This window comes from Chitinophaga agri (assembly GCF_010093065.1).
Lineage (GTDB): Bacteria > Bacteroidota > Bacteroidia > Chitinophagales > Chitinophagaceae > Chitinophaga > Chitinophaga agri.
The window spans coordinates 4,317,632-4,340,050 of record NZ_CP048113.1 but is presented as its reverse complement, the minus strand read 5'-3'; the positions used below and the strand labels follow the sequence as shown (position 1 = coordinate 4,340,050).

Annotated in this window: 21 protein-coding genes; 17 read left to right on the top strand and 4 right to left on the bottom strand. The window is 38.2% G+C overall.

All coding sequences use genetic code 11. The features are described 5' to 3' along the window. Positions 1 to 34 precede the first annotated feature (34 nt). Positions 35 to 604: a Crp/Fnr family transcriptional regulator gene (locus tag GWR21_RS17260; RefSeq protein WP_162332951.1), complete on the top strand. Its 570-nt coding sequence runs from the start codon at positions 35 to 37 to the stop codon at positions 602 to 604. A gap of 86 nt (positions 605 to 690) precedes the next feature. Next, complete coding sequence (locus GWR21_RS17255) at positions 691 to 1,659, top strand: MBL fold metallo-hydrolase (RefSeq protein ID WP_162332950.1); 969 nt, start codon at positions 691 to 693, stop codon at positions 1,657 to 1,659. Between the two features lie 81 nt (positions 1,660 to 1,740). On the opposite strand, the gene GWR21_RS17250 is transcribed toward GWR21_RS17255, so the two are convergent. Both GWR21_RS17250 and GWR21_RS17245 read right to left on the bottom strand, forming a co-directional pair. Then, entirely contained in the window at positions 1,741 to 2,289 is a 549-nt protein-coding gene (locus GWR21_RS17250; RefSeq protein WP_162332949.1) for a hypothetical protein, read from the bottom strand. 350 nt (positions 2,290 to 2,639) lie between these two features. Further along, positions 2,640 to 3,065, bottom strand: a complete 426-nt coding sequence (locus GWR21_RS17245; protein WP_162332948.1) for a winged helix-turn-helix transcriptional regulator — start codon at positions 3,063 to 3,065, stop codon at positions 2,640 to 2,642. 108 nt (positions 3,066 to 3,173) lie between these two features. Between GWR21_RS17245 and GWR21_RS17240 the strand changes: the two genes are divergently transcribed. Then, the gene (locus GWR21_RS17240; RefSeq protein WP_162332947.1) at positions 3,174 to 3,920 is read left to right on the top strand and encodes an SDR family oxidoreductase; all 747 of its coding nucleotides are present in this window, start codon (positions 3,174 to 3,176) and stop codon (positions 3,918 to 3,920) included. On the opposite strand, the gene GWR21_RS17235 is transcribed toward GWR21_RS17240, so the two are convergent. After that, positions 3,901 to 4,071 carry a hypothetical protein gene (locus GWR21_RS17235; protein WP_162332946.1) on the bottom strand — a complete coding sequence of 57 codons (171 nt, stop codon included), beginning with the start codon at positions 4,069 to 4,071 and terminating at the stop codon, positions 3,901 to 3,903. The two genes, GWR21_RS17240 and GWR21_RS17235, sit on opposite strands and share 20 nt — an antisense overlap. A gap of 131 nt (positions 4,072 to 4,202) precedes the next feature. Between GWR21_RS17235 and GWR21_RS17230 the strand changes: the two genes are divergently transcribed. The 10 genes from GWR21_RS17230 (at position 4,203) to GWR21_RS31935 (ending at position 16,947) form a co-directional block, all read left to right on the top strand. Then, positions 4,203 to 5,960 carry an SWIM zinc finger family protein gene (locus GWR21_RS17230; RefSeq protein ID WP_162332945.1) on the top strand — a complete coding sequence of 586 codons (1,758 nt, stop codon included), beginning with the start codon at positions 4,203 to 4,205 and terminating at the stop codon, positions 5,958 to 5,960. Between the two features lie 947 nt (positions 5,961 to 6,907). Further along, positions 6,908 to 8,293 carry a hypothetical protein gene (locus GWR21_RS17225; protein WP_162332944.1) on the top strand — a complete coding sequence of 462 codons (1,386 nt, stop codon included), beginning with the start codon at positions 6,908 to 6,910 and terminating at the stop codon, positions 8,291 to 8,293. Between the two features lie 55 nt (positions 8,294 to 8,348). Beyond that, entirely contained in the window at positions 8,349 to 8,867 is a 519-nt protein-coding gene (locus GWR21_RS17220; protein WP_162332943.1) for a hypothetical protein, read from the top strand. Between the two features lie 62 nt (positions 8,868 to 8,929). Next, a complete protein-coding gene (locus GWR21_RS17215; protein WP_162332942.1) occupies positions 8,930 to 9,538 on the top strand; it encodes a hypothetical protein in 609 nt (202 codons plus the stop codon). A gap of 16 nt (positions 9,539 to 9,554) precedes the next feature. Continuing rightward, positions 9,555 to 10,814: a 6-bladed beta-propeller gene (locus tag GWR21_RS17210; protein ID WP_162332941.1), complete on the top strand. Its 1,260-nt coding sequence runs from the start codon at positions 9,555 to 9,557 to the stop codon at positions 10,812 to 10,814. 8 nt (positions 10,815 to 10,822) lie between these two features. Next, on the top strand, positions 10,823 to 12,040 hold the full coding sequence (locus GWR21_RS17205; protein ID WP_162332940.1) for a 6-bladed beta-propeller: 1,218 nt from the start codon (positions 10,823 to 10,825) through the stop codon (positions 12,038 to 12,040). Continuing rightward, positions 12,041 to 14,860 (top strand): outer membrane beta-barrel protein, encoded by a 2,820-nt coding sequence (locus GWR21_RS17200; RefSeq protein WP_162332939.1) that lies wholly within the window; start codon positions 12,041 to 12,043, stop codon positions 14,858 to 14,860. 2 nt (positions 14,861 to 14,862) lie between these two features. Then, positions 14,863 to 16,293 carry a glycosyltransferase family protein gene (locus tag GWR21_RS17195; protein WP_162332938.1) on the top strand — a complete coding sequence of 477 codons (1,431 nt, stop codon included), beginning with the start codon at positions 14,863 to 14,865 and terminating at the stop codon, positions 16,291 to 16,293. A 289-nt stretch (positions 16,294 to 16,582) separates the two neighbouring features. After that, positions 16,583 to 16,819, top strand: coding sequence for a putative polyvalent protein kinase domain-containing protein (locus GWR21_RS31940; protein WP_394367206.1), 237 nt, complete (start codon positions 16,583 to 16,585; stop codon positions 16,817 to 16,819). Beyond that, positions 16,792 to 16,947: a putative polyvalent protein kinase domain-containing protein gene (locus GWR21_RS31935; protein ID WP_394367276.1), complete on the top strand. Its 156-nt coding sequence runs from the start codon at positions 16,792 to 16,794 to the stop codon at positions 16,945 to 16,947. Before GWR21_RS31940 ends, GWR21_RS31935 begins: the two co-directional genes overlap by 28 nt. Before the next feature lie 37 nt (positions 16,948 to 16,984). Here GWR21_RS31935 and GWR21_RS31930 read toward each other — a convergent pair whose 3' ends face one another. After that, the gene (locus GWR21_RS31930) at positions 16,985 to 17,257 is read right to left on the bottom strand and encodes a DDE-type integrase/transposase/recombinase (protein ID WP_394367275.1); all 273 of its coding nucleotides are present in this window, start codon (positions 17,255 to 17,257) and stop codon (positions 16,985 to 16,987) included. Between the two features lie 194 nt (positions 17,258 to 17,451). Between GWR21_RS31930 and GWR21_RS17175 the strand changes: the two genes are divergently transcribed. The 4 genes from GWR21_RS17175 to GWR21_RS17160 all read left to right on the top strand — a co-directional run bounded on the left by GWR21_RS17175 (position 17,452) and on the right by GWR21_RS17160 (position 21,804). Further along, positions 17,452 to 17,748, top strand: a complete 297-nt coding sequence (locus GWR21_RS17175; protein ID WP_162332935.1) for a helix-turn-helix domain-containing protein — start codon at positions 17,452 to 17,454, stop codon at positions 17,746 to 17,748. Positions 17,749 to 17,753: 5 nt separating this feature from the next. After that, on the top strand, positions 17,754 to 18,995 hold the full coding sequence (locus GWR21_RS17170) for a type II toxin-antitoxin system HipA family toxin (protein ID WP_162332934.1): 1,242 nt from the start codon (positions 17,754 to 17,756) through the stop codon (positions 18,993 to 18,995). A gap of 279 nt (positions 18,996 to 19,274) precedes the next feature. Next, the gene (locus tag GWR21_RS17165; RefSeq protein WP_162332933.1) at positions 19,275 to 19,619 is read left to right on the top strand and encodes a P-loop NTPase fold protein; all 345 of its coding nucleotides are present in this window, start codon (positions 19,275 to 19,277) and stop codon (positions 19,617 to 19,619) included. 736 nt (positions 19,620 to 20,355) lie between these two features. After that, positions 20,356 to 21,804, top strand: coding sequence for an ATP-binding protein (locus GWR21_RS17160; RefSeq protein WP_162332932.1), 1,449 nt, complete (start codon positions 20,356 to 20,358; stop codon positions 21,802 to 21,804). Positions 21,805 to 22,419 lie beyond the last annotated feature (615 nt).

Genomic DNA, 22,419 nt, shown 5'->3' with positions numbered 1-22,419 from the left:
TTTCCTCAATAAGGGCATTCTGTACATTTGCACAATGTTGCATCCATTAAGATCACATATAGAATCGGTCAGCCAGCTGACAGACGAGGAGTTTGAGTTTGTACTCTCTCATTTTACGCCCGTGAAACTCAAGAAGCACAGCGCACTTGTAAGAGAAGGAGACATGGTAAAGCACGAGTATTTCGTGATGAAGGGGTGTCTGCGATCATATATGACAGATGCAGATACAGGAAAAGAGTATACCTACCAGTTTGCAGTCGAGCATTGGTGGATCTCGGAAAGGGAAGCATTTGTTAAACAAATACCCGCGGCGACCACCATAGAATGTATGGAAGATTGTGAGTTACTTGCCCTGTCTTACGATAACCGGCTGAAGCTGGGGCGCGAGCTCTGGAAGTATGAGCATTATTTATCTACCAAGAGTGCACTGGGATATGTGGCTTTGCAGAAAAGACTCCAGTTATTACTCAAAGGCAGTACGAAGGAGCGATTTGAGAATTTTGTACAGCAGTATCCGCATTTATATAATCGTATTCCCAAGTCGATTATCGCTACTTACCTGGGTGTATCGCGCGAAACTATAAGCCGTTTATATCGGAAATAACAGCACGAATGTCACAAATTTAATGTGACATAAGTCCTTCTGCAGGAAAGCTGATCACCGGAAATTTGTGTCATAATCTGAAAACAATGAAATTTCTGAGTGTATTTTTCTTCAGCAGCATTATAGCTACATGCTTACCAGGCGCCAGTTTATCTGTACAGGCACAAGCTTCCGGTGCCGTAGCGCAACGAGGATTTTACCGTATGCAGTTAGGCGATTTACAGGTCATCGCCCTCTCTGATGGCACCGTTCCTTTAAACATCAAGAGCCTGTTGCATGAAAAGAAACCAGGCGAGGTTCGTGATTTATTACAGCGCAGTTATCTTGATACGATCGTGGAAACATCTATTACCGGGTATCTTTTAGTATCAGGCGGTCGTCATATTTTGATTGATGCCGGTAGTGGTAGTCTGATGGGATCAACATTAGGTAAGCTGACATCGAACCTGACCGCAGCAGGTTTCACGCCTGAGGATATTGACGTAGTATTGATCACACATCTGCATGGCGACCATGTGGGCGGACTTGTTAATAATGGTAGGATCGCTTTTCCAAATGCCACTATTTATATTAGTCAACCTGAGGCAGATTTCTGGCTGAATGCAGCGAATAAAGCCACTGCCAATAAAAGGGCACAGCCTTTCTTCGATCCTGCGCAGGCCTCACTCCTCCCCTATCAGCAGGCAGGCAAGCTGAAAACGTTTGTATTGGGCAGCCAGCCGGTACCAGGCGTGACATCTATCGCAGCACCGGGTCATACGCCAGGTCACAGCTTTTACGCGATAGAAAGTCAGGGGCAGAAGCTCTTGTTCTGCGGCGATGTGATCCACGCAGGGGCAGTGCAATTTGCAGACCCTGGGGTGACCATTGACTTTGATGTGGACTTGTCCGGTGCGGAAGCAGCACGCCGGAAAGTGTTTGATGATGCTGCACGTAGTGGTTACTGGATAGCGGCACCGCATCTGTCATTCCCTGGAATAGGACATATCAGAAGCGTAGGAAAGGCGTATGAATGGTTGCCGGTGAATTATGCAACGATCTTCACAGGTAAGTAAGTATGTGTGTGATTAGTTATCAATAGAAAACCGGGCGTATCAATGATGATTGGTACGCTCTTTTATTTATTCCCTTTCTGTTTATATTATTGAGTGCAATGGTAGTTCTTTTACGGTGGTTTTTCCTGGTAAGTCTATGGCGGTTATAATGATTTTGCCGCCAGCAGGTAATGCAGCTGCTTTATAGTGCCAGTCCACGCCATTACGGGCTAATAATGCAGGTCCACTTTCAGTAATAACCCCATCCGTGTCTACCACCTGTACCTTCACTTCAGCTACGCGGAATTCATCTTTTGCGGTTACGATTACGTCGGTCTCTTCTAACCGGATATTCTGCACTTCAGGGGAGCGATAGGCATCCTTTACAGCCATGTTATAGGCGTTTTGTCCAGGGCCAGCCAGTGAGGCGTAATAGGCTTTTATCGCAGGGTCATTCATGAGATCTCTCGCGATGTCGGCCGCAATGCTCATCTTCAGTCTTGCTTCCAGCTGTTTCTGTGTTGGTTTTTTATTGGAAGGGCGGCGTTTCTTCGCCATGATAATCTGCCCGTTCCTTTCGTAGATGGTGATTTGTCTGCCAATGGAGCCGCGGACAAGTTGTAAGAGGATATTGTCTTTAACAATGGCCATAATAGTTCATTTTGAGGTGATGATTACAAAGGTACTTAGTATTGGTGAAATATCCAGTCTGAATGAGTGCTAATACGTTATTTAGATATCATTTGTATATGAATTGGATATTGAAGTGATAAGTAGATGATATGTTGGTAAAGGGTTGATATAAGGAATAAAGGCTTGTTAAGAGAAGAGTGAGAGGAAGTTGGTGAGGGGCGTTTATAGTGGAGTAGAGGGAAGGAGCTTATGCTGATTATGCTGGGTTGTTGGGTAAGGTGGGTGTTGCATCTGAAATGCAACACCTGGGGCAAAAGATACCTGGCGGCGTTCGTCATACAACAGTTGCCAGGCTATATGCTATTCATCTACTGGGGGTTATTGGTGCCAGTTTGCCCTAAAAGCTTCTCCCTCAGTTGCTTTATGGTTCCCTCTTTATCCTTCTCCAATTTTTTGACGATCTCTTTCGCCTCATATGAATCATATTTTGATCCCCAGATCATCAATTCAACAATCACCGGGATGAGGTCTATACCTTTTTCTGTAAGGCTGTAGATAAACTTGTTCTTTTTTTCCGGTGATACCGTAGATCTTATAAATCCATGCTCTTCCAGCAGTTTGAGCCTGTCTGCAAGAATATTAGTGGCAATCCTTTCATCCGAATTCAGGAAATCACCATAGCTCGATTTATTGGTGAAGATCAGGTCCCGTAATATTAACAATACCCATTTATCCCCTAAATAATCCAGTGAATATGCTATCGGACAGTCAGATCGGTGCTGAATTTCTTTCATAAAAATTAATTTTCAGTAAATACTTGCAATTTGCAAGTATTTATCCATACCTTTGATTACTTGCAAATCACAAGTAAAGTTAAACATTAACATTTAAAATAAAAAGACATGAACATTACCAACAAAACAGTCCTGATAACCGGTGGTGGTTCAGGCATTGGTTATGCAACAGCAAAGCTTTTAAGTGAAAAAGGTAATAGGGTAATCATCGTAAGCCGCAATGCAGCAAAGCTGGAAATGGCGGCCAGAGAACTAAATGTTGATTATATCGTTGCGGATGTGACCAATGCTGAAGCAGTGAAAGATCTTGTCGTTAAACTGGAAGCCAATTTCAGTGATTTGAGCGTACTAATAAATAATGCCGGAGTGGGCTTTGTATACAAACTTGGGGAAGGTGCAAACGCTGTTGAGAAATCAAGGCAAGAATTTGAAACTAACTATTTTGCTCCAGTTCGGTTGACCGAACATTTATTGCCGTTATTGAAGAAACAACCTGAGGCGGCCATTGTCAATGTTACTTCTAATGTGGCGTTTCATCCGCTCGTAGTATTACCAACGTATTCAGACGCGAAGACAGCGCTGCACTCACATACAGTGGCTTTACGCTTAACCTTGTCAGCAGATACTAAAATTAAGGTTTTTGAGGTAATGCCATCCCTGATCAACACAGATGCCACGAAGGATATGGGGGGTGAGCAGCGCGGTTTGCCTCCAATCATAGTAGCCGAAGATATCTATAACGGTATCTCGGAAGATGTTTATGAGATCTTTGTTGGTGAAGCCGGACAGCAATATGCGGATTACTTAGCAGCCCCTGAGACTGCCATCGCCAGGTTTAATCAGGGACTTTACTAAGCTTCAATTTAAGCAACGCTGATCCGCTACCATGCTGTTTGAAGCGGGTGGCCAGCCTGAGGGCATGGTATGACCTGGAGAGATGCTGGTCCATTTTACCTATATTGCCAAACAGGTGGGGAATACGGATACCAACGAAATCGAGATCCATCATCATTTAGATAATCAGTCCCTCTTAGCAGAGTGGCAGTAGCGTTTATCTGATTTTCAAAGGGCGATGCAAACGTATCGGCCTGATGTGCCTACCTCTACTCCAGAAAATTGGTTAAAAGAATTGATCAGATGCTCACTTTAAAAAATTTTGAATTACAGATAAGTGATAAGATAATATTTCGGGGAAGGGAATATTATGAGAATGCTGCTGTTGTGGATCTGGAAGAAACTGGAGAAGGTTTATGGTACGCGGAAGTGATGGGAAACGATACATATGAAGTAGAGGTGAAACTTTCTGGAAAGAACAAAGTAGAATCATATTCGTGCGATTGTCCCTATGACGGCGATATGTGCAAACATGTGGTAGCTGTTTTATTTGTTCTCAGGGAAGAATTACTGAATACTGTTGTTAAAAAAAAGACTGATACCAAAACCGATTTTAAGAAGTTATTGCAGAAAATAAGCTTGGAGGAATATCAGGAATTTATTCTGACTCATGCTGCAAGTGATAAAAAGTTCAAATCACTATTTCAACGGTACTTCGCAGATAAAGATAGTCAGATGGATATAGCTAAAAGCTATACCAAACATCTGAAAAGCGTGATAAGAAGCTATTCGAATGAAGATTTCATTGATTATAGATCTATTCATGGACTGGCAAATGAGATGAATGGATTACTTGATGAAAGCCAGCTTCTGATAGGAAAGGGTAATTTTCTGAATGCGTTTATTTTAGCACGATCGGTATTGATAGAAGTTATTGAAATAATTACTTATTGTGACGACTCCAGTGGCTACATTGGCGCTATTATCAATAGTTCTATTGAATTGATAAAGAATATAGCGCAAGAAGTAAGCGTAACAATGGAAGTACGGAAAGAAATTTTCGACTTTGTACAATCAGCGATCAGCCTTCCCGTCTATTTTGAGTATGGCGATTTTGGATATGAGATGGTAGATATCTATTCTATCCTTGCCATAAAGTTAAATAAGCAGACTTCCTATTTGAATTTTATTGATGGTCAGATTAAAGAGGCATCAGCAGCCGAATATTCTTATAGGAAAGATTATTTTCTCGTGCGGAAAATAGTGTTTTTAAAAGCTACAGGTAATATTAGTGATGCTCAGGCGCTTGTTCAAGAAAATCTGGATATTGTTGATGTTAGACGCGGCGAGGTAAGTCGTTTGGTAGAAGAAAGAGATTTTTTATCGGCGAAGAAATTAATAAATGAAGGAATTGACATTGCCCGAAAAAAGGACCATTCGGGGATAGTGGCAGAGTGGGAGAAAGAGCTGCTACAGATTGCTGTTTTAGAAAACGACATAGAAACAATAAGGTATTACACAAAGCATTTTGCTTTTGATCGGGGCTTTCATCTGATTTATTACAATCAATGGAAGAGTAGCTTTGATATTGCTGAGTGGGAGCAGGAAATAGAGAAATACATTGAGGAAATAATAGCAAGAGTTGAAATCCAATATCAAAAAGACAAGGGAAAGGTATGGTACTCACCAAGTACATTATTGCTTGGTTTACTCGCCCCTATCTATATCGAAGAAAAATATTGGGATCGGTTACTTAGTCTTATAAGCAATGAAATAGATTTGGATCGGTTACTACAGTATCATGATCATTTATTGAGTATTTACCCCATACAGCTATTAGCATTATATCTTCCCGCCTTTGAACGTAAAGGTGATATAGTAGGAAACCGTCGGGAATATGCGGATTTGGCTATTAAAATGATGATGGTCATAGAGACTATTCCTGAGGGAAAAGACGAAATCATTTCCGTTGCGGAGAAGATATGCCGTAAATATCCCCGGAGGCCTGCTATGATAGAAGAACTGCGTAGGGTAATTGGAATACGAACTAAGATGACATGAGCCTTAAATAAGCCAAGTCGATATAATAAGCAAGCTGGAATTAGTTTATTTTTAGCAAGCAGATAGGTTGGCCGCAAGATTTCATCCTCAATATGGATCAAGCGACTTTGATGCAACAAAAAAAGGACAAATTATTAAACTGCTTGTTTTAAAATAGATTTTTTAAATTCTTCACGGGTTAAACATCCTAGAATTGAATGTATACGCTGCCTGTTGTACCATATTTCGATGAACTCAAATAGCTCTGATTTGTCAATTTGGCTCAAACTAGTATTTTTTAATATGCTAGAGCCAAATTGAAGATGAAGACGATGCACCAACAGAATTGCTGCTTTCGCCAGATGATATACTTTTAGTCCCACTCGGGTGAGAATGAAAAGTTGATTGAAATCAAAACTATTTATAACAATATGGGTATCTCTATGCAGTTGGATGAAACTGTTCCTGGTGGTGATTCTTTGACTTGTCAATCACTCTGGATTACACCGCCATACTCTCTGTTATTAGCAGCATCGGTTGAAATCCTGTCGCTCTGAGCATTTCAGATATTTAATTTCCATTAACACTTTATTAGGATAAATATCAATAAATTTATAAATATCATTGTTAACGTGCTGATCAGAATTTAAAAGCTAAAGATTAACTCATTACACCCGTTCCTTCACAAACCGTCTTGTAACTTAATATTATGTACAACATCACCTCATACCTACTAAGAATAACTGCGAAAACTTTGCATAAATATTTGTATCATAAACTTTTTGTTTTGAAGTACTAATTATTTAGCCAATTACTTAATTCAACATTTTAAGGTGTACTCAATTCAGGACACTTTGAATTGATGCGGGAAGGTGCCGCCTGTAAATAATACTTTTTTCTGAAAGTCATTGATTTCTGATCGCAAGGAATTGTCGAAAGGAATTCTGTTGCCTAAATCTTGTCCTCTTATGCCTCAAACTCAGGATGCATTACCTCTTCCTCAGAAAGATAATGTTGTTCGTATCCCCATGCTTGTTGTAGATGTTTCCGCAGGTATACTGTCTAAAACGTTCTATACCGTAATTTGTCTAATATTTGCATGTTTGCTTGTTTACTGGCCTGTATTTACCCATGATTTTCAATTTAAGTGGGATGATCATTGGGTAGTTATGAATGATTATACGGAAGGCGGTTTTAATAGCGAGAATCTTGGTTATATCTTCACTGAATTTTTTCATGGACAATATGCTCCTATAAACGAATTATTCTACCTTTCACTATTCAGTCTTTTTAATTATAATTCATTTTGGTTTCACACTGCAAGCCTGCTGGTACATATTTCAAACGTATTGTTGGTGTACTTTTTAATACGGAAAATACTGACAAGCAGCTTCGAATTTTCGTCTGTTTCTATCTTTAGGATTTCTTTTTTGACTGCTCTGTTAATGGCCATACATCCATTTATGGTAGAAGCAGTGTCATGGTTATCCGCTTCCAAATGTATAATATGCGCTTTTTTTTATCTGTTGTCGCTGCATTCCTACGTCAGCTATCTTCGAAACAAAAGAATATGGTCATTTATATTTGCAATAGTGTTTTTTATATTGGCCTTCGGGGGAAAGGAGCAAGCGGTCACATTACCTGTATGCTTATTGTTGTTAGATAAAGTATTAGACAGAGATTTTTCCAGTAGTAAGATTTGGTTTGAAAAGCTTCCATTCTTTTGCCTTTCACTTACTTTTGGTATCATCACTGTTTACTCACAGGCTTTTAATAACGAAGGCTTGCTATCTTCCCAGGTACAATACCCTTTTTACCAGAATGCAGTATTTGCGACTTACACTGTTTCAGAATACCTGATCAAGTGTATATTACCTATACATTTAAGCTATTTATACCCTTTCCCGAGTTTACCAGGGTCGCCGCTTCCGGGCTATCTATGGATCTACCCGTTTGTATTAGTGCTGGTAAGCATTGCATTCTGGAAATTCTGGAAGCAGACCTGGATTCTTTTCGGTATCGGCTTCTTTCTCATTCATGTAAGTCTTGTTTCCAACATTATTCCCATGTCCAGATATTCCATCATAGCAGACCGTTATATTTATCTGGGGGCGGTGGGGATTTTCTTTCTGATGGCGTACTTGTACGACCGCTTAATACAGGATAAGCCGAATTTACGCATGATGATGATGCCTATTTTAATGATCTATTTTATGTCATTGGGCATTTATGCTCATCAACGATGTAAAGTATGGCATAACTCAGATACCCTGAAGCAAGAGCTAAAGATCACAATAAAGAGCAGAAGTGATTATAATGATTGGTTGAAAAAAAACAAAGAACCCATAGACTAAATTTCTTAAATAAACCATAAAAAACATGAAGATCTACCTGCAACATTGGTAGGCCATGGTGGCCTGCTATGTGATTTCTTTCTCTTTTGTATCTACTTTTTTATTAACCAACAGAAAACAAATGAAAGGTAAAATTTTAAAGTTTTCCGCAATCGGTCTTATCGTCTTTGCGCTCGTAAGTAATGTTTATTCTTCCGTATTTACTTATTATGGCATAAAGACAAACCACCTGGACAACTCAGTAATGGCAGTAACATTGGCAAGCAGCACCAGCGGAAGTTCCTCTGGTGGTTCTACTGATGTAACGGGCACTACCGGCGTGTTTGATGCCCCAAAATACACAACAGTAAAGTGTGGGACCGTTTATTTCAGTGGTAGTCAAAGTAATACCGGTGCTGCAACCGTTAGTTATACAACGAATAACGCAGGAGGTGTTACTGTTACGGTTTCCTTCTCCTCAAATGGCGGGTATACAGGTTCTGTTGGACCTCATGATGCAACGATGGTACAATGTATAGGCCCTGACCATGTAATTTGGTGTAGTTCTGTAGGTGCAGTTGATGCCTGCAAATAATTTATAAGTTACCGGTAGTGATCGCTCATCTGATTACTGCCGGTATTTCAAAGATGACAACTATGGTTAAACTAAAAAATGTGGCGCTTTTCGTTTTAACATTATTGTGCTTTGCCTTCATCTCTATGTATTTTATGAAAAGTGCACAGTACAAATTTGCAGTCTCGGCAAACAAGGTGCGGGCTACGCGCGATTCCCTGGCAATGGGGCAATATTTTAGATATATACTGAATTATGGTAACTGCATTGATCTCCCAATATCTAAGAATATATTGGTGGCTGATAGTAATCATCATACGACTACGCTCGCGCAGCTGATAACAGCCCCTACTTATGTGTTTTATTTCTCAGAAACAAATTGTTTTACCTGCGTTGAAAAATATTTGCCATTTGTTAAAAAGCTGGCAGCAAAAATAGGGAGGGAGCATATGTTGATACTTGGATCATATCGGGCAAGTGAAAACCTTTTCTTAACGCTGGAAGGATATGGGTTGGAAGGATATCATATTTACAATATTGATCCTACTATTTTAGCTAATTCCAAAATAGTAAATATGAATGTACCATTCATTTTCAAAACAGACACTGCCTTTGGTGTGAGCCGTGTTTATATTCCAGAAAAATCGCTGCCTGAGCTTTCTAAGACTTATCAGATGATATCCTCCCTTTAATCATTGAACGAAAAAAATGCTTAAAAAATACTTTTCTTATTTAATATTTGCCTGCACCCTGGCAGCTTGTAACATTAATACAAGAGATAACCGATATCGTGGGTTTGAAAGTAATTTAGAGGTAAATAAGATAGCCGCGCTCCCTGCTTCGACAAATGTTAAGATAAAAGATTTCACTATTCCGGTTCCTGATAGTTTGACATTTGACTACAACAAAGAATTAAAAGATGTCCGGTTTGTTAAATTGGAAACATTGCCTGAATCGAAATTTCCAACCCTGGGAAAGATCATACTTTCCCCCAGCAGGATTATCATCGTTGACTTTTTGGAGACAAAGTCAGTATACATTTTTGACTCTACCGGACATTTCGTTAATAGAATTTCCGCTAATAAAGGACTGGCATCGAAAAAGGCTATGATATCCGGTTTTCTTGATGTCGCCTATGATTTTAAGAAGGAACAAATTATCTTACATGATCAGGCCAAGGCTAAATCTTATTTTTTTGATAAAGATGGTAACTTTGTTGGTGCCTCCAAAGAATATATTTATTTCTACCGTTTGACCAATCTTGAAAATTCCGATCTGTATGTTTATTTTAATCCCTATGGAGGAAACGAACATGTTCCGGCGCTGAAAGGATCTTCCTTATATTTAGGCGGTAGAGACACCAAAGTGAATTATACAACCAAAAGCGCAGTACCTGGAATGATAGCCGATCAGGACTTCGATATCAATATAAATGTCTCGTTGAGTAATAGCAATAAACATTTATTGTTTACCCCGGAATTTTCGGATACCGTTTATATGATCTCAGACAATCCGGTTAAAATCTCACCGGTATTGACGATCCATTATCCCGGACCTAACATAAATGCTAAACTAAGAGAATTGAATAAGTTTGATATCACTTCATATCTCAAACTCTATAATAAAAATCAATATTACTCTTTCAAAGGAGAAGTAATGTGTAATGACGATTCAATTTATTATATTGCGACTTATAAGGATCAATTTAATGGCTATTTTTATTCAGCCAAGACCGGCAACGTTAAAGGAGGGAATCTTTTAACATCTTTGTCAAATAAGGATTCTGCTAAGCTGGATGGATTTAAATATCCGGTGTCAACCTTTAATGATGAGTTTGTAAGTATCTTGACTTATGAGGATTTTCAGCTAAATAAATTTCTTGCTTCTACTAAGCTTGCTTCAGTAACCCGGACTTTGAAAAAAACAGATAATCCTGTCCTGATATTTTATAAGTTCAAAGACTTTTAAATCTTACTATGAAATTACCCATATTACTGCTATGTATGTATGTTATAATGCCGATAGCTTACAGCCAGCAAAAGCTTAGATTAGACCCGGCTGAAGCAGTCGGAGGCAGGGTGTCTCAGTATCTCGACACTGTTGAATATATTACCTTTGAGCAAACGCCCAAAAGTATTTTTGGCCAGATTAATCAACTTGAGATCACCGATAAATATTACGTCATCCTTGACTGGGATACTAAATGCGTTTTGATATTTACTAAAGCTGGCCGGTTTCATGCTAAAATAGAGGGACAAAAGTTAAATCCCCAACATCCAAATTTTTACAACTTTAATCTCGACAAAACCACCGGCATTCTGGAAATCCCCTATTATGAGGACCTGTATTACTTCGATCTGGACGGCAAGATGATCAGGCACGAGAAAACATCCCTGGCAGCTAATCTGGGTCTCAAAGTTAAACTGGGAGGCGATTATAACGGGTATTACCGCTTCGAACCATCAATGCCCATATCAGCAGCACATGACAGTGTTGGATATCGTTTAACAGTTACTCAGGGGAAGACCATCATTGGTAAATATCTGTCTTATAAAATAGGACTAAGATATTATGACTCTTTCGGATCACAAATGCATAGCGATTTTTATCCAATACCCGGAAATGATAGCAGCACATATTTCGTCAGAGAGTTTGATCTGTCCGTTTATTTAATTACTCCGCATACATTTGGTCAGGCATATCAGTTTGTTTTTCCGGCCGGCTTGGGCTTGCCATTGAATTTTGTATCGGATACTTCCTATGAAAGTAAAAGGATGAAGTATTTAAATGCCAATAGAAATCACGTTTATAAAATTGGAAATTTTTATAAGCAGGGAGATTATCTGTTCTTTAAAACAATATTGAATAATTATACAAGCCCATCGTACCTGTATAGTTTATCTTCTCAAAAACTTATTCTTATTGATAAAATTGTTTCTGATAGTTCCAGTTATTTTTTACCCCTTACAGATGCAGAGATTGGTGGTACAGATTTTCTGAATGGAGGTATTATTCAATTTGACGGTAACTATTTGTATGCTACTTATGCCTCATTAGGTCTCTTCTTTCAGTATGAGGTTACCAAAAACAAACACCCTCACTATCCGCCGAGACTTCTTTCCTACTTTAAAAATAAAAGGAATCAAAAGGGGAATCCGGTGCTGGTTAAATTTAAATTTAAACAAGGATTGTAATTGAAAAAGTATTTATTCTTTTTGTTTTCTTGTTTAAGTACCTTATCGGCTTTCCCGCAGTCCGTTGACACTAGCCATTCAGGTGCCATTAACGGTATCATCTGGGACTCTGCCCACAGTATTGTACTGCGGACTGCAACCGTAGCTATATATGACAATAAGAGTGGAAATCTGATTGCTTACCGGCTTACGAACAATTACGGTGAATTCGAATTGAATAAATTGCCTGTTGGACAATCATTACAGATCATAGCAAGCTTTGTTGGTTACAAAACAAGCAAAAAAGTATTTGAAATCCCCGTCGTTTCCGGACAATTAGCTATTGGGAAAATAAACATGGCAAGAGAGATAAGTCAACTAAAAGAAGTAGTGATAGGTGGCCCTCCTCCACCTATCACTATGAATGGGGATACGCTTGAATTCAATGCTGGTGCCTTCAAATTGGACCCTAACGCACAAACGGAAGATTTGCTAAAGGCACTGCCTGGAATCACTGTATGGTCAGATGGTACTATAACTGTAAATGGGAGAGAAGTAAAGAGTGTGCTTGTCAATGGGAAACCTTTCTTTGGCGGAGATTCACGGGTGGCTACACAAAACATACCCAAAAGTATAGTGGAAAAAGTACAGGTCTATCAACGGGAGAAATCGCCCAACCATCCGTCAGATTCCACCTCAGAGATCAATATAAAACTGAAAAAAGGGAAGGACAGAGGATATTTTGGCAAACTGAGTGGAGGCTATGGTAGTGGCCGGCATTATGAGGGAGATGGCAGTTTGAATATTTTCAATAGCAGAACACAAATAGGAGTGGCCGCTGCTACCAATAATGTAAATAAAGTAGCTGATGATATCAATTTCCTGCTAAGGAACAATACTTTCAAGGGAACAGGAGCGAACGTAGAATATCAATCCAATTTTAACATCGAAGGGCTGAATAAGTACACTTCAGCGGGCGCCATATTGCAACATGATTTTATACCACGTCCGGATTATTACAATAATAACCGCTTGACGGGCACCTATTTCTTTAAACACAACGACCAGCAACTGGAGCAAGAGACCCAAACTACAACCACACTAAACGATAGCAGCTTTTATAGCCAATTGAATATAGTGTCCGGTCATAATACTAAACAGTCGCAAGATGCGAATGTGAAATATGACAGACTGAGAAACGGAAATAATTTAAAGCTTGAAGCAAACTTTAGGAATGAGCGTCTGAACAGTACTTCCGTTACCAGTACCCGGATATTAGATCAGTATGAAAACTACCTGAGCGAATATAAACTTTCACTGAATGATCAGCACCATACAAACGATGTAAGTGTCAGGGCACTCTTTGTACATAAACCACAAAGTTCTGCCGGAACCTGGCTTTCTTTATATGAACTTGATTACAAACTGAATGTAAAGACGGCCGATGAGGAAAATATGTATATATCCGATTACAAAGTAATAAACAACGGAAATCAACATCAAAATTACAACCGACTTTATAACAATAGTGACACGCGTATTCAGAATAATCTGACGTTTAAATTACCGGAATTCGGAACTTTGTTCTTTGGGCATTATAAATTCTTAGGGATCAGTACAGGTTTGCAAAATGAGACTAAAGTTGTTACAGGTCATGCTTCCACTAATGTTAAAGACAAAGACTCGTTGTCTAAGCAATATGCTATCAATGATTATCTTACCAATGGGCGTCATGAAATTAACTATACCGAAAATGCAGCGCTAACATTTATTAAGAAGGTATCTCATGTTCTATCCAACAGATACGAGAAATATTATACGTATGAGCTGGACCTGGGAGTGCAGTATTATAATTTAAATAGTTATTCCGACAAAGCATTTCAGGAGTTTTCCCGATCGTATTTTCATTTTATACCTAAAGTAGATATTTCACTATTCAGCCGGGCATTTGGTGAATTTACCAACAGACTAAATGCAGGTTTTAATACTATATATACTTATCCATCCGTATTGCAATTATCCCCATTAGTAGACAGCATTAACCCCAATTTCGTCATGACGGGAAATATTAATCTGAAGGAGCAGCGGACAGATCAGATAAGTGTCTCATTTAACCACGAAAGTGAAAATGGCAAAAATACTTTTACATATCAGGTCATGGCAGAGGCAGGAACCGCTCGTAATTATTTCGCCAATCAGAGTCTTGTAGATAGCCTGGGGCGCACCATTTATTCTCTGGTGAATGCCAATGGATATCGGTTTGCGGTGCTTGCCGGAGAAATCAGGAAAGCATTTAAATTACAGGATCACCAGATTCAGTTAATTTTTTCGCCTGCAGGTAGAATTAACCATACTCCTGGCAGGGTGAATGGGGACCTTAATTACTATGACAATCTATCGCTGGTATTAACCCCCAATCTGACTTATAGCTACAAGGATCTGGTGACTGTGCAGTTGGCTTATTCGCGAAATTATCAGCAATACAGGAATAAGGGAGATCATACTTATGACCTTTCCAGTCTTATTAGTAAAACAGAAGTCAGCGGTAGCGTTAAACTTGCTAAAAAGATCACCTTAAACAGCAATACCATCTATACCTCAAATCAATATAATGGCGTGGGGATACGGGACTTTACCATTTGGAACGCATCGGCGGTCTGTAGATTGTTTAAAGACAACTCAGCAGAGATAAAAGTTTCTGCTTTAGACATACTACATCAAAATAAAGGCTTAATAAACTACGGGGTCAATAATAGCATTACACAGGGCACCGTTAACGCGTTGCGGCAATACTTTATGGTAACCCTTTCCTATTTTCCAAGAAAGTTTGGCAAAAACTGACTATGAAATATTTTCATTATTCTATCTTCTCACTAGCGTTTGTCATCTATATCATTACTGCATTTAATAGTACAGGCAATTACCATTTTGATGAACATTATCAGATACTGGAATTTGCAGGACTTAAACTCGGATTTAATGAGGTGTCGGATTTGCCATGGGAATATAATGCGCAGATTAGACCAACACTACAACCAGCTTTTTGTGTGCTGTTATTTTCCGTATTAAATAGTTTTCATCTGTCTGATCCTTATATTCAGGTATTATGCCTGCGTATCATGATGGCAATAGGTTACCTGGTCACCATCTGCATATTTATCCAAAGCACACTATCATTGGTTGACAAAAAGTTCCGGCATGCCTATATTTTTCTCTCTTATTTTTTATGGTTTCTTCCTTTCCTGAATGTAAGATTTTCTTCTGAAAGTTCTTCGGGGTTACTTTTTCTGTTGGCAACTGGTTTGTTGTTGGGAAGGAGATATCCTCATCTATTGATTGGATTTATTCTGGGTCTAAGTTTCATTTGTCGTTTTCAATCTGCATTTTTAATCATAGGTATTTTGGCATGGTATCTTATCATCCAAAAGGCCAAAAAAAGTGACATGTTTTCTTTGGTAGCGGGTTGCATATTGGCCATTGGGTTGGGAGTACTGATAGATCATTGGTATTATGGTTACTGGCTGTTTACGCCAGTTAACTATTTTTACATGAATATTTACAAGGGTATTGCATCGGAGTTTGGAAGGGCTCCCTGGTATTTTTACATCATTGAAATACTGATGGCACCCAATATAATTATTGGTGTCATACTGCTGTTGAGTCTTATCCTGCTCATGTACTATAAGCCTCAGTCTTTTCTGATATGGGTTATTCTGCCATTCCTGATAGCTCATTCTGTCATTGCCCATAAAGAGGATCGCTTCCTGTTTCCACTGATAAATTTCATACCATTATTACTTGTGTTGGCCTGGCAGGAATCCGGAATTCGATTTAATAAAATATACTATGCTTTGGCTGGCATATTGCTTTTCATAAATTTCACAGCATTAATAGTGATGAGCTTCCACCCGATGGATGCAGGAGCTAAAAATATTACGCAATATATTCATCGCCATTATCATGATCAGGAGGTAAAAATGGTCTTTAGCACTTATACAAATCCTTACAAACGGCTTTACGCTATTCATCTAAGGGAAAATTTCTATATGGATAATAATGTCGAAGAAGTATATATAAAAGATAAGATATTACTCAATGGGAAAGTGTTATTAGTCCTTGAGAAAGATGAGGAGGACGATCCTGATAACCAGAGAATAATCAATAAATATCACCTGAAAAGAATAACACAGGGTATGCCGGACTGGGTATATAAGGTTTCCCATTACTATAATTTCAAAAGTCCGTCTATGTTAATTTTGTATGGAAACGATTAGGTAAAACACTATCGAAACTAATATAAACTTGATCAGAAGTAAATAATAAAAAATAAATACGCTTATACAATCGATTGTCAGCTAATAGCTTCCCCGAGCAAAATGTACACGGAATTTTCCATGAAATGTATGAGCTAATACTTAATCTGTTCGGCAAAGTATTAGCTATTGCAGTTTAGTCGAAATTACTATTCGGCATCCAAGAGTCTTTTAATAGGTAAATCATATTCCCAATAGCGAAATATTGCAACCCAACCGAGAATTATAAACAATACAATTTTTTCCCGGATTGCCCACCTATCGGGAAATCCACCCGAAAACGAAAAGGGACAAGCATACTTGTGATGATTTGTCCCTCTTAGCGGACTACCTGGGACAACTTTCGAACTTATACAATGATGGAATTTACTACGCTACCTGGCTGGAGTTCTTCAACAGCGTAGTGATTCACAATCTCGTTTTCCCTAATACAGCTTATAACTTTCTTGGATTTATTGAATTGAAGGTGATTTCTTTGCCGTCTTAAAACAACCATTTGTGACAGCAGACGATGTAGTTGACTTATCCGATGCTAAGAAATTACTGGCATACAATGGTTTTGAAAATACATTAAGAGGAGGACTTCCTTTCTATACAGCCTTTCAAGATCAATGATTATTGTCTGTCCTTCTGTCATATAATGATAGTGGTTTTACACGTACGCTTGATAGCGTAAAATCTTTAGAGCACAATGCATTGCGATATTGTCAGTCGCTCGTCCTACTCCATCCCTGCTTAGGCGGATCTGAGCACCTGATACTGTTGTAGTAAATCCTTCACTTGTAAACTGGCTGCCCTGATCCGTATTTAAGATCTCTGGTGCCTCATAAACAGAAATGGCCTTTTCAAGCGCTTCCAGGCAAAATTCCACTGTCATGGTATTGCTGAGTGTCCAGGATAACAGATAACGGCTATTCCAGTCTATAATCGCACACAGTTACATACAATTTTCGTGTACCCATTATACTATTAAACTGTATTTATGGTGAATATTTTCACTTAATGACAAGCTCTTGCGGAAAAAATTAGTCAGCGATACCTCAATTCTAATTTTACGTTAAACTAAAATTGGGAATATTTTCTTCAATATTCGTACTTTTGATGAAAATATGCATCAAAATGAAGTCAAAAAAGCATATTCTTTTTCCTAAGCAGCAGATTCTACTGGAAGATTTTGGTAACAGGATAGCGCTTGCTAGGAAACGTCGTAGGTTAACTGCTACTCAAGTTGCAGAGCGTGCAGCTATTGATAGGGGTACACTAAGAGCGATAGAGCAAGGAAGCCCTTCCGTTTCCATTGGCGCATTTATAAATGTATTACGAGTCCTGGGTCTTCAAAATGAAATAACAAAATTGCTGGAAGAGGATCCTATTGGAAGAAAATTACAGGATTTGAGATTAATGAATAAGAACTAATTAAAATGGCCAAAACTGACATTTGGGTATATGCACATTGGAAAGGCATGGCTCAACCTAAGCTCATTGGTTCGCTTTCCGCAGATTTAGGTAAAACGGGACAACAATTCAGTTTTAAGTACCATAAGGACTGGCTTGAGTCTGCAGAACAGTTGTTGCTGGATCCGGAAATAGGATGGTATACGGGCACACAATATCCAATAGAAAAGGAGAATTTTGGTGTGTTTGTAGATTCTATGCCGGACACCTGGGGTAGAAGATTAATGCAGAGAAAAGCAGCACAATCAGCAAGAGAAAACAATGAGCACCGACCACGTTTAACCGATTTGGACTATCTCCTCCAGGTTAGTGACTTTACAAGGATGGGCGCATTGCGCTTCAAACTTCATCCTGATGGTCCTTTTTTGAACAACGATAATGAAAAGCCCATTCCCCCATGGGCACATATTCGTGAACTGCAGCAAAGGGCAGAAAAATTTGAGGCGGATGAAGAAGTGAGTAATGAATGGCTTGAATTATTGATTGCTCCTGGCTCTTCATTAGGTGGTGCAAGGCCCAAAGCCAATATCATTGATGACAAAGGTCAACTCTGGATAGCTAAATTCCCGGCAAAGAATGATACAATTGATAAAGCAGCCTGGGAATATCTTACATACCGTCTGGCCGTGAAATCGGGGATAAAAATGTCAGATTGCAAGGTAGAGCAAATTTATGGACCATTTAAGACATTCTTAACAAAACGATTTGATCGGGAAGGTGCTGATCGCATTCATTTTACTTCGGCAATGACAATGCTGGGATATACAGAACAGCTAATTCGCGACAAAACTCCCAGTTACCTTGAAATTGCAGAATTTATTCAATATCAGGGAGCCGCTCCGATGGAGGATCTTCATCAGCTTTGGCGACGAATTGTTTTCAATATGAGTGTATCTAATACGGATGATCATCTCCGTAATCATGGTTTCATTTTGACTGACGCAGGCTGGCGCCTTTCTCCGGCTTATGACTTAAATCCATCAATCGACAAAAATGGTCTTGCATTGAATGTCGATTTGGATGATAATGCATTGAACTATAAACTTGCTTTTCAAGTCGGAGATTATTTTCAATTAGGGCAAACTGAAATGACCAGAATTTTAACAGAGGTAACCAGCGTTGTTAGTAATTGGGAACAGTATGCAAAGGAAATTGGAATACCCCGAGCGCAAATACAACAGATGGTGCCTGCATTTATTACAGAATAAATGCAACCATTTAATCAAAAAAGATATTTAACCATTGATACATTGTTTATATGCTCTATAGCCGTATATCCCAGCCAATCCCCATAATGGTGTATATTAAATACCGGAAAAATCCCCTTCCCAAAAACTAATCCTGTCCTCATAACTTAGTATCAAAATTGCCTGAAATGATCTACACCCCAAATTTAATCTTGTAGTGGACGCTCTGGGTTAGTTGTATCAACAAGTCTCCACGAAAATTCATCTGAAAGGATCATTCATTTATACTAATGCTTTAAAATGAAAATAAAACATCACGAAATAGAAATTTCTCAGGAAAATCCATTTTTCAACTGTCAATTGGGTAGAGAGCCTTATGCAAGAATTTTAACTGATATTGTTAAGACCTATGCAGATGGCTTTGTATTGGGTATTAACAATGAATGGGGAACTGGAAAAACAACCTTTGTGAAGATGTGGCAACAGTATCTTAAGAATGAAGATTTCCAAACAATTTATTTCAATGCTTGGGAAAATGATTTTGATAATAATCCTTTAGTTGCTCTGATGTCAGAGTTAAAAACCTTAACTAATGCAAAGAATGAAAAAGCATTAATTCAGTCCTTGAAAAAGGAGCCGTTTTAGTAAAAAATACTTAAGGGAAATAAACAGACAACGATACAACTCCTTGAAACTTGATTCTTTAATAAAAAAGATAAACTTAACCGAACCAATTACAATAAAGTAACAATGAACGCGGTAAACATAAATTTTCCTTCGCTACGTCTCCGGTTTAAAAAGCAAAACCCGCGCAATGCGCGGATTTCAAAATCTAGCGGGCTACGGGGACAATTTTTCGAACCAATTTGCAGATGATTTATCTCATATTCATATGTTTCTTAGTGAAATTAATTACTAAAACTACTGTCCGAAATTGTACTGTGAATTGTTTGTTGTCTGTTAGAATCTTAACGAAGATGAAAATTACCCTCGTTCATATAACGAGGGCGATAAATAAATATAATCGCTCTCGTTGTTCTTATAAGCAATTGCCATGATTCATACTACAACAAATAAATTGCACTATGCCTAATCAGGAGGATTGTGAAAATCATTAGAGTGGAAGAACATGCCGAAGTTGGAACTGAACTGCAGATAACCAATTTGATATTCATTGTTTTATGAAATATTTTTCGTGTGCTTAGATTTGTTAATCATCCTGCAATGCAATAATTTCATATCGGGTAAGTATAAGTCTTGAAACTCCTTCATTTGACAGTTTAATGGGAAGTGGTAGTATGTATATTGTTTGGGAAAACATATACTCATATTATTTTCATGATCAAAAAATCATGTGAGGAGTAGAATTAAAACATGATAAATGAATAGTTGGAAAGACACCGCAATACAATTATTAAGTAAAAGCTTAAAACCGATTCCAATAGAGCTAAATGAGATTGATTGGAAAACTGATATTTCAGATAACGGTAATCGGATTGCACAGCATATTTCAGCCTTTGCGAATTATCCTGGAGGCGGGTTTCTTGCGTTTGGTATTGACAACAACGGTCAGTCTATTAATTTATCCAAGGAGACGATGGACATTATCATTCAAAAGATTGGAAATATTGCTCGCAACAACCTTGCCCAACCAATAGGTGTAGACCATTTAGTAACATGCTACAATGAAATTCCTGTTTTGCTTGTTCATATACCTGAGTATCAGGATAAGCCTGTTCATATACGAGGTAAGGATATATATGAAAGCTATAAACGTTCGGCAGGTCAAACGGTAAAACTTTCCCGACAAGAAGTTAAACACCTGATAATCGGTTCTACAGGATTGGAATATGAAGACATTATTGCTGCTTCTCAAATTCATAGCGATGAGGTATTGAAAATGCTGGATTATGACCAGTATTTTATGTTGCTTAATAAGCGATTACCAGATACAAAGCAAGGTATTCTCGATTCACTTGCTGATGATGGTTTGCTAAAAAAAGCAGGAGCCAACTGGGATATTACTAACCTGGGTGGCATTCTCTTTGCAAAAGATTTAAATAGTTTTAAATCTTTGCATCGCAAAATTGTTCGGGTGATTATATACAAGGATAACAGTCGTATAAATGCTATCAAAGAGGAGGGGATTTTAAAAGGATATGCTACTGGATTTGAAGGTATGATTAGTTATATTATGGATCAATTACCTACAAATGAAGTAATAGAAGCCGCTTTGCGACAGCAATTGAAAATATATCCCGATATAGCTATTCGGGAGTTTGTAGCAAATGCAATTATTCATCAGGATCTATCTATTACCGGTGCAGGTGTAATGGTTGAAATATTTAAAGACAGAATTGAAATAACCAATCCAGGTGCACCATTAGTCGATACCAACCGGTTTATTGATGCTGCTCCAAAGTCAAGGAACGAGACACTTGCGTCACTTATGCGTCGCCTTAATATTTGTGAAGAACGAGGTAGCGGTGTGGATAGAGCAATTGAGGTAATTGAAGAGTTTCAACTTCCAGCACCTAAATTTATCAGAGGAGAAGAATATACACGGGTGATTATATATGCACCTTTACCCTTAACAAAAATGAACAACGAAGACAGGATTAGAGCTTGCTATCAACATACCTGTTTGCATTATGTTCACAATGAAGCAGTGAATAATCAGTCAATTCGAAAGAGGTTTAATATTAATAAAAACAATGTGTCGTTTGCTTCTAAAATTATTGCTGATACAATTGATGCAGGTTTTATTAAACCGTCTGATCCAGAAAATATATCAAAAAAATTCGCCTCATATGTTCCCTACTGGGCTTGAGTGAGCTTATTTCATTGGAAAATCCAATTTGGGCTATTGTAAATATATTTAATTGATATTTAGCCAGTTATTATTTCATTGGAAAATCCTAAAGAACATAACACATGGAGAAGAAATAAAGAATATTGCTATTAGGAGATAAATAAACATAGTATTTCGAACTTGCAAATAGTTGATAATTAGCCTGCAATAACACACAACTAAAAATAAAGAAATTTTTCAAATTAGAAAAGCCTTTAAATCCAAGGACTTAAAGGCTTTTCTAATTTATAGCGGGCTACCGGGGACAAAGTTCGAACCATTTTACGGAAGATCTATCTAAAATTTATAGATTCATTAGTGAAATACGTTGCTATAATCATTGTTGACTATAACTCCACCGTTTAATAAATAGAGGCTTTTATGACCATTCTGAATTTAGTAATCAGGCTTAAAACTATTGTAATAGGTGGGTAAGCTTCTGAAATTTAAACTATTCTCTGTACGATGCCATTGCCCAAATAATAGCAGATGCAAGGAGTACTGTTTGTAAGTGTACCAATACAGTATTGTTGCGTAATGATTCGGTCCTGACCATCAATGAAGTGTATTGAAATCTTCAGACTTTTGCAAAAA

What these genes read in the sequence shown, in the direction of transcription:
- GWR21_RS17260 (WP_162332951.1), top strand. Translation starts at nt 35, where the DNA reads ATGTTGCATCCATTAAGATCACATATAGAATCGGTCAGCCAGCTGACA.
- GWR21_RS17255 (WP_162332950.1), top strand. Translation starts at nt 691, where the DNA reads ATGAAATTTCTGAGTGTATTTTTCTTCAGCAGCATTATAGCTACATGC.
- GWR21_RS17250 (WP_162332949.1), bottom strand. Translation starts at nt 2,289, where the DNA reads ATGGCCATTGTTAAAGACAATATCCTCTTACAACTTGTCCGCGGCTCC.
- GWR21_RS17245 (WP_162332948.1), bottom strand. Translation starts at nt 3,065, where the DNA reads ATGAAAGAAATTCAGCACCGATCTGACTGTCCGATAGCATATTCACTG.
- GWR21_RS17240 (WP_162332947.1), top strand. Translation starts at nt 3,174, where the DNA reads ATGAACATTACCAACAAAACAGTCCTGATAACCGGTGGTGGTTCAGGC.
- GWR21_RS17235 (WP_162332946.1), bottom strand. Translation starts at nt 4,071, where the DNA reads ATGGATCTCGATTTCGTTGGTATCCGTATTCCCCACCTGTTTGGCAAT.
- GWR21_RS17230 (WP_162332945.1), top strand. Translation starts at nt 4,203, where the DNA reads ATGCTCACTTTAAAAAATTTTGAATTACAGATAAGTGATAAGATAATA.
- GWR21_RS17225 (WP_162332944.1), top strand. Translation starts at nt 6,908, where the DNA reads ATGCCTCAAACTCAGGATGCATTACCTCTTCCTCAGAAAGATAATGTT.
- GWR21_RS17220 (WP_162332943.1), top strand. Translation starts at nt 8,349, where the DNA reads ATGGTGGCCTGCTATGTGATTTCTTTCTCTTTTGTATCTACTTTTTTA.
- GWR21_RS17215 (WP_162332942.1), top strand. Translation starts at nt 8,930, where the DNA reads ATGGTTAAACTAAAAAATGTGGCGCTTTTCGTTTTAACATTATTGTGC.
- GWR21_RS17210 (WP_162332941.1), top strand. Translation starts at nt 9,555, where the DNA reads ATGCTTAAAAAATACTTTTCTTATTTAATATTTGCCTGCACCCTGGCA.
- GWR21_RS17205 (WP_162332940.1), top strand. Translation starts at nt 10,823, where the DNA reads ATGAAATTACCCATATTACTGCTATGTATGTATGTTATAATGCCGATA.
- GWR21_RS17195 (WP_162332938.1), top strand. Translation starts at nt 14,863, where the DNA reads ATGAAATATTTTCATTATTCTATCTTCTCACTAGCGTTTGTCATCTAT.
- GWR21_RS17175 (WP_162332935.1), top strand. Translation starts at nt 17,452, where the DNA reads ATGAAGTCAAAAAAGCATATTCTTTTTCCTAAGCAGCAGATTCTACTG.
- GWR21_RS17170 (WP_162332934.1), top strand. Translation starts at nt 17,754, where the DNA reads ATGGCCAAAACTGACATTTGGGTATATGCACATTGGAAAGGCATGGCT.
- GWR21_RS17165 (WP_162332933.1), top strand. Translation starts at nt 19,275, where the DNA reads ATGAAAATAAAACATCACGAAATAGAAATTTCTCAGGAAAATCCATTT.
- GWR21_RS17160 (WP_162332932.1), top strand. Translation starts at nt 20,356, where the DNA reads ATGAATAGTTGGAAAGACACCGCAATACAATTATTAAGTAAAAGCTTA.